This window comes from uncultured Campylobacter sp., from assembly GCF_938018035.1.
Taxonomy (GTDB): domain Bacteria; phylum Campylobacterota; class Campylobacteria; order Campylobacterales; family Campylobacteraceae; genus Campylobacter_B.
The window spans coordinates 1-13,433 of sequence record NZ_CALIJF010000009.1 but is presented as its reverse complement, the minus strand read 5'-3'; the positions used below and the strand labels follow the sequence as shown (position 1 = coordinate 13,433).

The window sequence follows — 13,433 nt, the reverse complement described above, 5'->3', positions numbered from 1 at the left end:
GATCGTGGTTTTTTGAGCATTGATAATAGCGCTTCGCTCGCCTCTAGTAATCCTAGTCCAAGGAACGCCCCAGCCTGCAAGCTCGCGAATAGCCTTAGGCGCCGTTTGTGCAAACATCCTAGCGACATCCTGATCGCAGCCCCAGTCGCTTCCTTTTACGGTATCGGCAAAGTGCACGTCCTCGTTGTCGCCCTCGCTCATCTTGGAATTTCCAAGCGATGCCTGCATGCCGCCTTGAGCTGCCGCAGAGTGCGAGCGCTTAACAGGGATCAGGCTCAAAACGATGGTGCTAAGCCCCTTCTCTCCGGTAGCGATCGCAGCTCTTAAGCCCGCCAAACCGCCGCCAATAACTAAAGAATCGCAATATATTACATTCATCCTAAGCTCCCTATTCTAAACTTAACCATTTGAAATCGGCGATTATCGAAAGCAAGAAAAATGCACCCCAAACGATGAAAACCGTCTTTTTGATGAGGGCTCTTTTCCTTTGAATTTCCGCCTTCGTGCCGTCTATGCTGATCCATTTCATATAAAGCCTATAAATTCCAATACTAGCGTGAGTTACTACGAAAATCAATAAAACGAAATAAAATAGATGAAGCTGTCCGAAGCGAGCGATAGCAAGATCTGCAGTAATTTTCGGACCGAATACGATCATTAAAATATGAGCCGCCGCAAAGAAAAATAGGAAAAATCCCGTCCAAAACTGAAACCACCAAAGCGTCGTGTCGCAATGCTTCATTCGCATTTTGTGCGCTTTAAACGCTCTGTAAGCGGCGTAGTTAGCCGGAAATTTTCTCATCGCCAAAAATGCGTGAATCACGAAAATCACGAAAATCACGAAAGCGACGATGTTTGTGACGAAATAAATTCCACCCGGTTCGGCAAAATGTACGACGCCCTCAAACGCGCCCTTACCGATCAGAATCGTGCCGGTAAATATCATATGACACAGCATAAAACAGGCCAAAATCAGCCCGCTGATGCTTTGCGCCACATCTTGCAAAGCCATAATGCGGCTCTTTTTGCCGTCTATGGATCTGCCCATAAAGCCTTCAATGCGACCTAGCATAGGTTCTCCTTAAAAAAGATGATTATAAATCCCCGCTAAACGAAAATTTACATTTTTGTAAAGAGATTATATTACTTTTTAACTTTATATTAATTTAATTTCTGCAAATTAGTTTTTTCTTCAAAGACTGCTTTAAGAAAACTGCTATCAAAAACATTACTAAAGATAAAATTTGCCCCATCGATAAATTTAAAAATACAAAGCCAAGCCCATCGTCCGGCTGCCTAAAAAATTCCACGAAAAATCTAAACGCCGTGTATAGCATCGCGTACAAACATATCAGCTCACCGTTAAATTTCTTAAATTTACGATAGAAAAACAAAATCACGAAAATTACCAGTCCTTCCAAAACTGCCTCATAAAGCTGGCTTGGGTGACGCAACGTGCCGCCCACTAAGATCCCCCACGGCTCGGTTGTTTCGCGCCCGAAAAGCTCTTGATTTAAAAAATTCCCCACGCGCCCGAAAAAATACCCAAGCGGCACGCTAAGTGCCACGAGATCGAGCAGCGCCCACATATCGGTTTTAAATTTTTTGCAAAACCAAACCGTCGCGATCACGAATCCGACGACCGCGCCGTGATAGCTCATACCGCGAATGCCCACGAACTCGCCGTTATGAAAGGGGTTGAAAATTTGCCACGGATGGCTGAAATACCACGCCGCCTCGCCCGAATAGATCGCGATGTATCCAAGCCGCGCGCCCAAAATGACGCCAACCTCGACCCAGATAAAGTAGCGATCGAGCATCTTATCGCTAAAGCCAAGGCCGTCTTTTTTTACAAAATACTTTGCCATAAATAGCGCCGTAAGTAGCGCCAAAACATACATAATGCCGTACCAGTGCACGTTTATGCCAAACGCGCTGAACGCCACGGGATCGAAGTGAGCGTAAATTTCGTTCCAGTAATTCAAATTTTTCCTTTGTTTTAAATTTTAAAATTTAACGGCGCGCATCGGACGCTGCGTGACGCATGCTCGGCAAAAGACGCAAAGCGGCGCAAGTGCTAGGCGCCAAACTTAGTTTTCGAACGCTCGATCGCACGCGCGAAACACGTAAGACGCGAATCCTAGCGATAGCGTCAAACGATGGACAGACCACCTCGCATGAAATTTCAAGCGACGACGGCAGATGGGACGCAAGGCGCCTCACGTAAAATTCCAAATGACTATGCCAGACGACATACAAAGCGACACGCAAAACGCCAAAGCGCAAAACGACGCGACGCGGACAAAGCACGCAGCATCCTAATGCAGGCGGCGCAAAATGAGAGCACCGGACGCCTAGAAAAACTCGCAGTGCGCGCAAAACAAACGTCGAACGGCACATGCGCAAAATACTGAATGCCACGCAGAATTCAAAACGACGCGCGATATGACAAATGCCGACGTACAAAACAGCAAGGCAGCTACTTTGCATCCGCGCAGATAAAATTTACCCGTCTCGCTTAGCTTATCGCGTCCACAGGGGCTGCACCGACTACAGCGCAAGAAATTCCGAAAGCGAGCTCCAAACCCTAGTTTCTACATAGCGCTTTTCTGTGCCGAACATGCAAAAACGCCGAACGTGCGTTCTAAATTTTAAATTCTAAGCCCTAGCGTCTCTTTCATCACGCGGCAAAAATCCGCCAAAAACCACCCGAGCGCCTTGTAGTAGCTGCTTTTGGCGTTTATCTGCACGTGCGTAGCAAGCGCGGAAAAGCTAGGAATGATAAATTGCGCCAGATATAGCGTCAAAATTTTATGCGATTTCGCGTCCGTGTTTTGCTTAAAGATCATGGCAAGAAGTGCTAGCATATTGGCCGCATGAGCGCTTTTAAGCTCCACAAAAGGCTTTTTGAAGCGGCATTTTTCATAAAACAGCTCCACTTCGCTTTCGCTTATGAGCTTGAAAAAGTCCATCTCAAACGCCTCTTTTAGCGCCTCAAAATCGCGCCCTAGCGCCGCGTAGTCCTCGCTCTGCACCTTTTGCCAAAGCTCATGGCCGTTTTTGTTCTCGATATTTTTATTTACGATGATCCAGTTTTTGCCCAAGCCGCGCAACTTCTGCTCATCTATCACGCCTTTAAAATTCGTCGCGAAGATTATGCAGATCACCGAATATAGCTCGCCTAGTTTCATCTTTTTCCTTTAAATTTAATCAAATTTCGCTTGCCTTTTTTAGCTTTTCGATGCCGAATTTTTCCCAAATCCTGCTTAAAGATCGATCCAGGCTCTGCTGCTTTTTATCGATCTCGCCAAAGAGCAGCGAGCCGCCCGATCTGCCGCTAAAATTTGAAAGATTTAGCGCTACGTGGATTATCTGCGCGCCTTTTTTCACGTCGCAGAGCCTAAACAGCTCAAGCGCGGTCTCGCTCAGCAAACTTAGACTAAACGCCCTATCCTGGCTGATCTGGTGCGAAAACTCCTCGCGCGATTTGTAGCGGATCTTTAGATCATACGTCGCGGGCTTTAGGCCTCTGGCGAGCACTTCGCCCGCCAAATGGCGCGCCAAAATTAAAATTTTACGCCGCAGCTCGTCCCGATCGGCGCACGGCGCGAAGCTGCGCCCAAAGCCGATGCTTTTGCGCTCGCGCTTTGAGACGACCTCGCCCTCATCCTCGCCGCTAAGGGCTGCGAAAATTTTCCTGCCGTTTGCGCCCATCTTTTCAAAAATTTCTCTGTGCCCTAGCGCGTCGCCGAAGCTTACGATGCCGTATTTGTCGAGCGTTTTTTGCGCTGCTTTGCCGACGCCGGGGAATTTCGCTACCGGCACGGCGGATAGCTCGCGCGCGATTTGCGATTTTAAAATTTGACGCACGCCGAAGGGCTTGGCAAGGCCCGTAGCGAGCTTTGCGATAAGTTTTGCTTCGCTAAGCCCGACGCTGCACGGAAGGCTAAAGCGGCGCATAATCTCGCTTTGTAAAAACGCGGCAAAGCCCAGCGCGTCCGCATCGTAAGCCGTACCGCGTAAATTTAGAAAAAACTCGTCGATGCTAAATTTTTCGATCTCGGGCGTAAAGCTTAGTAAAAACTCATAAATTTCGCGTGAAATTTTTCGGTATTCGCCGTGCTGCGAGCGCACTAAAATCAGCTGCGGGCAGAGTCCGAGCGCGATTTTAACGGGCTGCGCCGAATGCACGCCGTCCGCTCTGGCCTCGTAGCTCGCGCTTAAAATCACGCTACCAAGCTCGCTCTTGCCGCCGAAAATCTCCTCGTCGCCGCCTCCGACGACTGCGATCTTTTTGCCCGCAAGCGCGGGATCGGCAAGCCTCGCTACAGAGACGAAGAAGCTGTCCAAATCGATGTGGGCTATCAAACTATGTCGATCCCAAAACCGCTAAGCCCCGCGTAGTCTTTCGGCTCGCTCTTGCTTAAAATTTTGATTTTTCTCACGCCCAGATGCGCTAAAATTTGCGCTCCGATGCCGAAGCTCTTAAAATCGGCGCGATTTTGCGCGGATTTTAGCATCAAAAGCACGCCGCCTTCATTGCGCAAAATCTCCAGATCGCGCATGAAATCGTTAAATTTCGTATCGCTTAAAAACTCCAAATCGCTTGAAATTTTATGAAATTTCACGTTCGTCTGCGCGCCCTTTTCAGGCTCGCCGAAAATATAGGCGCGGTGCTCGTTGCCCTCGTGATCGCTCACGTCGTAAAATTTCGCCGCTTCGCCGCACAGCAGAGCGCTTTTCGGCTCGCTAAATTTAACGAGAGTCTCGTGTTTTAGGCGGTACTGCACGATCTGCGCGACCGAGATCATATTGATGTCGTACTGCGCGCAGAATTTTTCCAGATCGTCCCTGCGCGCCATATCGCCGTCGTCTTTGACGATCTCGCAGATCACGGCGCTTTGCGAAAGCCCCGCCAAGCGGCACAGATCCGTAGAGCCCTCGGTGTGCCCTGTGCGAGCGAGCACGCCGCCGCTTTTGGCGATGAGCGGGAAGATATGCCCAGGGCGGACGAAATCATCCGCGCGAGCGCCTACGCGCGACATCAGCTCGATCGTCATATTGCGCTCATACGCGCTTACGCCCGTCTTGGCGTCCTTCGCGTCGATCGTGACGGTGAAGGCGGTCTCGTGGCTGGAGGTGTTTTTATCGACCATCAAATTTAGATCTAGCTGCTGCGCAATCTGCGGGCTAAGCGCCACGCACAGCACTCCGCGAGCGTGCGTGATCGCAAAATTTACCTTTTCTGCGCTGCTAAATGTGCTCGCAAACACCAAATCGCCCTCGTTCTCGCGATCGACGTCATCGACCATAACGAGCATTTTGCCGTTTTTCAGATCCTCGATCGCTTGCTCTACGCTAACCATTATCTCTCCTTTAAATTTACGATATTATTTTGCCGTTTTTATTCACGATCGTTTCGCGACCGTCTAGCACGATTTTGACGTAGTCGTCGCTCAGAATTTTAATAACTTCTATCTCGTCGTAAAACATCGGCTTTAAAATTTCATTATCCTCATCATCTAGCAGCCCCCATTTGCCGTCTTTTTTGACTTTAACGTATCCTTCGCAATATTTGATTTCGTCATAATATCCGCACAAAGTATTATCAAAATCCCAAGCAAGCTCGTATACACAAGACACTACCTCTGTGCCCGTTTTATCGATAAAGCCCCATTTGCCGTCCTTTTCAATCTTTGCTAAGCCTTCGCAAAAACTCCCGGCCCGATCATATATGCAGGGAATAACTTCTTTGCCCATTTCATCGATATATCCCCAATATCCGTTCTTTTTAACGTCCGCCAAGCCTTCGCGAAAAACGCCAACGTCATCATATATACAAGGAATGATCTCTTTGCCGGTTTTATCGATAAAACCCCAATAGCCGCTTTTTTGAACTTCCGCCAGTTCTTCGTCAAAATTATAAGCATCATCGTATATACAAGAAATCACCTCTTTACCCGTTTTATCGATAAAGCCGAATTTATCGTTCTTATTAACCCACGCTAAGCCCTCGCAAAACTCCTCGGCCCGATCATATATGCAGGGAATAACTTCTTTGCCCGTTTTATCGACGAAGCCGAATTTATCGTTCTTTCTAACGCATGCTAGGCCTTCGCTAAAATACGAAACGTCATCATAGATGCAAGAAGTTATCTCCTTTCCTGTTTTATCGATAAAACCCCATTTATCGTTCTTTTTAACCCATGCCGATACCATCTCGATCTCCCGAATTTAAATTTTGATTTCCGCGTAAGCCGCTTTTAGCTTCTCAAAAAGCGGGGCGAACGAAACGCCGTTTACGCGGACGTTTGCGATCGTCGTGATGAAATTCGTATCGCGCTGCCACCGCGGTACGAGATGATAGTGCACGTGCTCGGCTATGCCCGCACCCGCGGCGGCGCCGAGGTTCATGCCGATATTTACGCCGTTTGCGCCCAGAGTGCGCTTTAAAATCCCCACTCCGGCGCGCACGTAGCGGCTCATCTCCGCCCACGCATCATCGCTAAGGCACTCGATATTATCGACGTGCTCGTAAGGTATGACCATAAACGCGCCCGGGCTGTAGGGATAGAGGTTCATCACCCCAAAGCAGTGCTGCGCGCGAAAAAGCACGCCGTTGCGATCATCGAACGCCGCATCCGCCGCCGCGTCGCAGAAGGGACAGCCGCTTCTTTTTTCGGTAAAATACTCGCTTCGCCAAGGGGCGCAAAGATAATCCATCTCTTTTCCTTTCCGAAATTCCAAAATTCTATGGAATTTTAAAATTTGCGTTTCGCAAAATTCTATGAAATTTGGAATTTAAAACTTCTAAATTTCATAAAATTTTAAATTTACACGACCTGCGCTTGCTCGCATGATGCGGAGCTATGCACGTGGCAGGTGCGACATGCTTTGCAATCGCGGGGCGCTTCGGCGCAATACGCACTCTGCGGATCGAAGCCCGCGGCGGGCACGCATTTGGCAAACACTCATCGCGCGGCAAACATAGCGTCTAATCCGCTCCGCAGCCGTTCGCACAGCGTGCGATAACAAGCTCGCGATGTCAAGGCGTAGCACATACGCCTACGCGGTATGCGATATCAAATCTACGCGGTCGTTTGCGCGGCGCATTATAACAAAACTTTGACACACTCACAGGCACGGTGCGCGATGCCAACCTGCGCCGCAATCACCATCGCGACACGCGATAAAATTTAAACGCGGCACGACCACGGCGCAGCTGTAATACAGCCGAGGCTTAATCGCGGCGTATCACAGGGTATCGCAGCCCTGCTAAGCCCCTACGCCGTCCGCTTTTGTAGTAGCTCGCTTTGCGCAGTTATCGTACGCGCAAGCTCCTCTGGGCGACTTAGGTCGCGAGCTGTGATTAAATTTACAGCGCCATTTAATCGCCGATACCGAAGCGCTAGGAATACAAGGCGCTACGACGGACGCACAATCTTTGGCGCTTAATGCTACAAGTGCAACCCAGCTCGCGCGAAGCTTCGCAAACGTAAAGCTAAATTTAAACCCACGCTTTTTGCACCGGTTCGTGATGCGACGGAAAGCTATACAAACTAAAGGCGTAAATTTAAACCTCACTCCGCAACCGCTCGCACGGCGCGCAATAACAAACTCACGATGCCAAAGCGCAGCGTGGATGCTTATGCGGCGTGCGACACCAAAGCGCAGCATACGATATTAAATTGCGCCGCGGCGCTAAATTTAAAGAGCCGTTAAATTTTAAAGTCCGCCGAATTTTAAAATTTACTGCCTTAAAATTTCGCTCCGTTCGCTAAATTTAACCGCTCGCTTAAGCCCAATCTCGCTGCTTTCACAGCTCTTGCTGATCTTAGCGATCAAACGAGCCAAATTTAAATTTTGCCGCTCGCGCCGAGCTTTATCACGCGCAGTGCCGCGCCTACGTCATTTTGGCGCATAAAATGCTCGCCGATCAAAAATGCATCGACGCCCGCCTCGTGTAAGCTTAAAAGCTGCTCGTGCGAGTGTAGGCCGCTTTCGGCGACGATGATCTTGCCGTTTGGAATCAGCGGGATCAGCCGCTCGCTCAGGCTCGTATCGACCTCGAAAGTCTCTAAATTTCGATGGTTGATGCCGATAATACCCGCACCTGCGAAGATCGCCTTTTTCAAATCATCCTTATCGTGGATCTCGCACAGCGCCCGAAGCCCCAACCTGCGGGCAAACTCGAGCAGCTCCCTTAGCTCCTTGCCTTCCAGAGCTTTGGCGATCAGCAGGATAAAATCCGCGCCGTAAACCAGCGCCTCGAGGACCTGATAGCGATCTATGATGAAATCCTTGCGCAAAATGGGCGTGCGAGTGTAGCGGCGGATCTGCGGGATGAACTCCAAATCGCCTCTGAAATAATGCGGCTCGGTAAGCACCGAAAAGGCGCTCGCACCTGCATTTTCGTACTCCACCGCAAGGCTTAGCGGCTCAAAATCCTCGCGGATGATCCCCTTGCTCGGGCTTGCCTTTTTGATCTCGGCAATGATGCGAAGCGGATCCTTCTCATCGCTTCTAAGCGCGATTATGACGTCGCGCGGTTCGTAGGGATTAGCGCTTAGCGAGCGGCCGAGCAGATCCTCGGGCAGTCTTTCTTTACGAAGCGCGAGATCCTCGCGAGTGCGTTTTAAAATTTCATCCAAAATCATCGCTACTGCTTTGGTGTCTGGATTTTAGAGCCGGTGGGCTCTTTCGACGTAGAATTTTGCTCTGGCATAAAATCCTGCCTCGATACGGAATTTTGTCTTGACGAGACAGAAATCTGCGCGGCGGAATTTATGGGCGTCGCAAAATTTTCAGAAGCCTCGGAATTTGGTGTCTGGTTTTGAATCGCGGAATTTGCAGACCCAGCAGAATTTTGCGAAGCGGAGTCTTTTGGCGCCAAATTCTGCGTTGTGGTGGGACTTGGACGCGCGGAATCTAACGCAGAGCTTTCGGGCGCCGTAGATTTTATGGAATTAGGCGAAGGAGTTTTTATTGCCGGGCTTTGCGGCGCCTGATCTTTCGGCGCGGAGCCTTTTATCGTAGTGGGATTTTGCGATATAGAATTCTGCGGCGCTACGCCTGTGCCAGCGGCGCACGCATCGATCGCCTCCAAATGCTCTTTGCCTTCGGGGGAATTAAAAAATTCTGCGTCTTTGATCTTAGCCATTTCATTTTTAGCCTTGTCGCACTCGCCAAGCTTGTAGTATCCCCAAGCAAGCGAGTCCAGATAATACGGCGAGTCGGGGTCTTTTTGTAGAGCGCGGCGGACGAGCTCGATGCCCTTGCGAACGTCCAAATCATGATCTATTAGGATGTAGCCGTAGTAGTTTAGGTGCACGGGGTCTTTAAGCTGCGGCGCAATATTTTCAAATTTTGCCACTACGCTAGACAGGGTTTTAGCGTCCACGTTTTTGCCCGCACTTTCATATTCGTAGATCGCTTCGATCGCCAAAAAGTCGTAATTTTTGGTCTTCATAAACTCATCGCGTGCCATTTTAATCGCGGTTTTATAGTCTTTTTTATGCGCGTAGGCATCGATTAGAAGCTCGCGCTTGTAGTCGTATTTCTTCAAAAGTTCGATTATTTTATCAAAGTCGTTTGAGTAGTAATAAATCGCTATCATATCGTCTAAGAATTTATTATCCCCTTTGGCTTCATACAGCGCTTCATCGATCTTAGCGACATCCAAATAGCGTTTATTCGCGCGATACACATCAGCTAGCAGCTCGCACGCCATACCCTGGGCGCAGCCGTAGATGCGCCTGTGCGTCTCTATAATGCGGATCGCTCCGTCCGAATCATCGAGTTTATTTAGCAGCACGTCGCATAATCTGATGAGATTTTCGTCAGTTTTGTCTAGCTCATAGGCTTTTTCAAAGTAGGTTTTGGCTAAAGTAAAATTCTCCATCGCATAATATGTCGCCGCTAAGATCGCGTAACTACGCGAAACTGGATCTACGGTGACTAGCTTAAGAGCAGCAGTATTGGCATTTAGATTATCTTTAATGCCTAAGTAGTAGCCAATTTTTACTCGCAGATACTCGGAGTCTGAGTTTAGGCTTTTTTCGCCGAGCTTTAAATAGCGCGCCGTATTTTTACGATCTTTGATCGCAAAAGCAGTCTTTAGCGCTTCTAGCAGATAAACGGACGAGCCCGTTTTATTGTATGCCTTTTCGTATAAAAACATCGATGCGACGGGATCTTTATGCAGTAGCTCCAAAGCTGTAAGCAAATCGAAATTTAACTCGGCATCCTCTTGCGCTCGCATCGCGTGATTTAGCTTTTCTTTGGTTATACTTTTAGCGCTTACACCGCGATTTATCAAGCTCTTTTTAATTGCATCTTTTGCACCGTTTTTTGTGCCAATGCCGGAATTCTTATCAGACGCCTTTTTATCCGTAACGGACTGCTTCGCCGCTGCAGCATTCGTCCTACCCTCCGCACTTAGATACTGAGGCGCTAAAATCATCGCCACGATTAAAATTCCGCTTAAAACCTTACCCCGATACATTCTTCCTCCAATTCTTTAGTATGCGTTTTAAAATATTCCCAAAACGGGAAGCTACGACACTGCTTCGGACGCAGCTCGTAAATCCCGCAGTTGCGCTGTGTTTCGTCAAAAAACACGCACGCTAAGCCGCCTTCAAAGGGCTTTTCTTTTACGCTAAATTTAGCGCCTATTTTTTGTAAATAAATTTCTTTAAGCCTTGCAGGCGAAATTTCAAATTTTACCGCAAGTGCCGCGATCTCACTCTCATCTATCCAGATGTAGCCGCTCTCTCCCGTGCAGCACTTACCGCCGCAGCGCTCGCACGCGCTTGCATCGAAGCTAAAGCCAAACTCACTCATAATCCACGCTCGTTAAATCCGCGCTTTTATAGATCGCGTGGGCTTGTGCGGTGCGCCTTCCGTGCGCGCTAGCATAGATCGGAAGGACGATCTCACAGGGCGAGCGCGAGTTCTTACGGGCTTGCAAAAGCGCGAGCTTAGCGGGCTTTGAAATGTCGGGATAGACAAAACCAAGCCTCGTCAAATTTAGCCTAAACTCGCCTAAAAGCTCGCAAATTTTAGCTAGCTTGCCTGCCTCATAGCAAAAAATAAGCGTACCGCCAGGCTTAAGATGAGCATTCGCAGATCGCACGAAATCCCGTAGGCTAAGGCTTGCTGCGCTCTTACTAAGCGCCATATGAGGCTCTTTGCTAAGCGAAATGCGCTCTCGATAAAAGGGCGGATTTGAGACGATAAAATCGAAGCGTTTTTCGCTTTTAAATTCCGCAAAATCTGCGTGCAAAATCTCGGCAGGTAGATCGTTTTGCAAAGAATTCAGCCTCAAGATTTCTAAATTTCGCTCTTGAATTTCTAGCAAGCTTAGATTGATGCTTTTAAAATCGCGTTTTAGCAAAAGCCCTAAAATTCCACATCCTGCGCCCACATCCAGCACGTCGCCGTATATCGCTCGCGGATTTAGCGCGCTTTTTAAACTACGCTCATCGCAAACTGCAAACCAGTCGTCACGCAAGCACTCCGCAGCAAAATCCTCGCGCGCTTTGGCGTCTTCAAATTTGCTCGCGAAATCTTTATCGTGCGTCTTTTGGGATTCTAAAGGCTGCGCGATTTGCTCGTCACAAAATTTAAAATTTTCACCGCTTGCGATATCAGGCTTTAAAGCATGCCAGGCTTCGTCGCTTTGAAAATCGGAATTTTTGCAGCGCTCGCTTTGAAATTTCGCCCAAAATGCCTCTTGAAATTCCTTTTTAAATTCCGCCTTAAGTTCAGCGCAGCTCTTACTTCCAAAATTGCGATCGTTCTCCGTGCTATGGTCAGCGGCATACAACTCTTCTTTGCTAAAAGCGCAATCCTCGGCGCAAAATTCCGCTTCGCCGCCTGCGAAATCCGAAGCGCAAAACTGCGCATTAAAGCCTCCATCTGTCGCGTCTTTAAATTCCGCGCCACAGCCCAGCGCTAAAGAGCCATTTTGCGATGCAGCATCAGCTTTACGCACGCCTGAGTTTCTTATAAAATTCCACAAAAAAATCGTATCGCTCGTGTAGCGATAGCCCTTTTTTGGCTGATAAAGCCTCATCTGCGGATATTTTTGATGATGGTATGAGCGTGATTTATCGCCACCACGATCGATCCGCCGCTTCTGCTGATGAGATCTCCGCCCACGTAAAGCCCACTAGTGGCAGTTTGAAGATTTTCATCCACGATCGGCACGCCGTTTTCATCGTAAGCGATGCCGCATTTTTTAAGAAAATCAATCGGGCTCGTGCCGCCGATCGCGTATATCACGCGGTCAAATACGAGCTCGGTGCCATTATCAAATTTTACCAGCACCTTGCCGTTTTCATTCTCAAGAGCCTCTATATCGATGCCTAAACGCAAGATGATGTTGCCGTATTTGGTCTCGCGCATTACGTCGCTTTCGTTCGTCTCGTTTAGGCGGGTAAATTTAGGCTTGCGATAGCAAAGCGTCACGACATTGGTTTTACATAGCGCTATAGCGTATTCAGCGGCTGAGTTACCGCCTCCGACGACTAGAATTTTTTCATTAATCGTGCATTTATCAAGATTGAAATTTACGCGTTGCGTGATCGAAGGCGGAATTTTATAAGCGGGCTTATTAGGCTTGCCCATCCTACCAATTGCGACGATGACGTTGCGCGCGCGGTATCCAGCCGAGCTAGTCGTGATATAAAATTCATCTGCGTGCTTTTCGATCTTTTCGACCTCACTTTTGAAATTCGTATCGATTTCGTCGCTATCTAAGAGCTCGTCGAAATAATTTAGCACGCTCTCTTTCGTGCCGGTTTCAAACGAAATAGAGCCGCGCGTCTCGCTGTCAAAGCCCTTATATTCTTTATCGACGCGCTTTTTATCTTTGTAAAACTGCCTAATCGTTTGAGAGTGGTTGTCGCCTTTTTCAAGCAGAAGCACGTGCGCAAGCCCGTTTCTTTTGGCTTCTACTACGGAAGCGATGCCGCAAGGACCGCCGCCGATCACCGCCAAGTCGTAAACGTCTATCATAAATTTCCTTTAATCTTTTAAATTTCATACGAAATTATAGTAAAAATTCCATTAAAATCAGTGGAATTTCCTAGCAATTTCGCAGCTTAAATTTAAAATTTTAACGCTTTAAGATGCTTGCTTGGCTAAATTTGAAAAGACATAATTTCCTCCGTTTAAATTTTAAATTTCACGGCGCCAATCCGTTTATAAAAGCTCATGCGGCGGAGCAGTAGAAGCGGCAGCAAGAGCAGTAAATTTTAAAATTTCACTTCGCCGAAATGGAATTTTGCGAGCTAAGATAAAGCGGCAAGAGCGGTAAAATTTTAAAATTTTACCGCCCAGGCAGAAGTTTTAGTAGAAGCTTTAAGGCTAGTTGAAATTTAGCGTATATTTTATGCTAAAGTTAAATTCCATATCTTTCTCGACCTTTG

Annotated in this window: 14 protein-coding genes; 1 reads left to right on the top strand and 13 read right to left on the bottom strand. The window is 48.1% G+C overall.

What is annotated here, in order from left to right:
• From Q0257_RS00305 to lgt, 3 genes are all read right to left on the bottom strand, one after another.
• Positions 1-378, bottom strand: a 378-nt coding sequence (locus tag Q0257_RS00305) for an FAD-binding protein (RefSeq protein WP_298020102.1), incomplete at its 3' end; no start/stop codon positions are given.
• Positions 379-388: 10 nt separating this feature from the next.
• Complete coding sequence (locus tag Q0257_RS00300; RefSeq protein WP_298020099.1) at positions 389-1,072, bottom strand: fumarate reductase cytochrome b subunit; 684 nt, start codon at positions 1,070-1,072, stop codon at positions 389-391.
• Between the two features lie 94 nt (positions 1,073-1,166).
• Entirely contained in the window at positions 1,167-1,985 is an 819-nt protein-coding gene (gene lgt, locus Q0257_RS00295) for a prolipoprotein diacylglyceryl transferase (RefSeq protein ID WP_298020096.1), read from the bottom strand.
• An 89-nt stretch (positions 1,986-2,074) separates the two neighbouring features.
• Between lgt and Q0257_RS00290 the strand changes: the two genes are divergently transcribed.
• Positions 2,075-2,227: a hypothetical protein gene (locus Q0257_RS00290; protein ID WP_298020093.1), complete on the top strand. Its 153-nt coding sequence runs from the start codon at positions 2,075-2,077 to the stop codon at positions 2,225-2,227.
• A gap of 424 nt (positions 2,228-2,651) precedes the next feature.
• Here the strand turns inward: Q0257_RS00290 and Q0257_RS00285 are convergent, their stop codons facing one another.
• From Q0257_RS00285 to Q0257_RS00240, 10 genes are all read right to left on the bottom strand, one after another.
• Complete coding sequence (locus tag Q0257_RS00285) at positions 2,652-3,191, bottom strand: hypothetical protein (RefSeq protein ID WP_298020090.1); 540 nt, start codon at positions 3,189-3,191, stop codon at positions 2,652-2,654.
• A gap of 19 nt (positions 3,192-3,210) precedes the next feature.
• Positions 3,211-4,368, bottom strand: coding sequence for a DNA polymerase IV (locus Q0257_RS00280; protein ID WP_298020087.1), 1,158 nt, complete (start codon positions 4,366-4,368; stop codon positions 3,211-3,213).
• Complete coding sequence (locus Q0257_RS00275; RefSeq protein ID WP_298020084.1) at positions 4,365-5,366, bottom strand: bifunctional 3,4-dihydroxy-2-butanone 4-phosphate synthase/GTP cyclohydrolase II; 1,002 nt, start codon at positions 5,364-5,366, stop codon at positions 4,365-4,367. The genes Q0257_RS00280 and Q0257_RS00275 overlap by 4 nt, the downstream gene beginning before the upstream one ends.
• Positions 5,367-5,382: 16 nt before the next feature.
• The gene (locus tag Q0257_RS00270) at positions 5,383-6,219 is read right to left on the bottom strand and encodes a WG repeat-containing protein (protein WP_298020081.1); all 837 of its coding nucleotides are present in this window, start codon (positions 6,217-6,219) and stop codon (positions 5,383-5,385) included.
• A 15-nt stretch (positions 6,220-6,234) separates the two neighbouring features.
• A complete protein-coding gene (locus Q0257_RS00265) occupies positions 6,235-6,723 on the bottom strand; it encodes an HIT domain-containing protein (RefSeq protein WP_297917433.1) in 489 nt (162 codons plus the stop codon).
• 1,133 nt (positions 6,724-7,856) lie between these two features.
• On the bottom strand, positions 7,857-8,657 hold the full coding sequence (gene trpC / locus Q0257_RS00260) for an indole-3-glycerol phosphate synthase TrpC (RefSeq protein WP_298020078.1): 801 nt from the start codon (positions 8,655-8,657) through the stop codon (positions 7,857-7,859).
• A 2-nt stretch (positions 8,658-8,659) separates the two neighbouring features.
• Positions 8,660-10,504 (bottom strand): hypothetical protein, encoded by a 1,845-nt coding sequence (locus Q0257_RS00255; protein WP_298020076.1) that lies wholly within the window; start codon positions 10,502-10,504, stop codon positions 8,660-8,662.
• A complete protein-coding gene (locus Q0257_RS00250) occupies positions 10,483-10,842 on the bottom strand; it encodes a YkgJ family cysteine cluster protein (RefSeq protein WP_297903723.1) in 360 nt (119 codons plus the stop codon). The genes Q0257_RS00255 and Q0257_RS00250 overlap by 22 nt, the downstream gene beginning before the upstream one ends.
• Entirely contained in the window at positions 10,835-12,076 is a 1,242-nt protein-coding gene (locus Q0257_RS00245; protein ID WP_298020073.1) for a methyltransferase, read from the bottom strand. Before Q0257_RS00245 ends, Q0257_RS00250 begins: the two co-directional genes overlap by 8 nt.
• Entirely contained in the window at positions 12,073-13,020 is a 948-nt protein-coding gene (locus Q0257_RS00240; RefSeq protein ID WP_297897124.1) for an NAD(P)-binding domain-containing protein, read from the bottom strand. Before Q0257_RS00240 ends, Q0257_RS00245 begins: the two co-directional genes overlap by 4 nt.
• Positions 13,021-13,433: the final 413 nt, after the last annotated feature.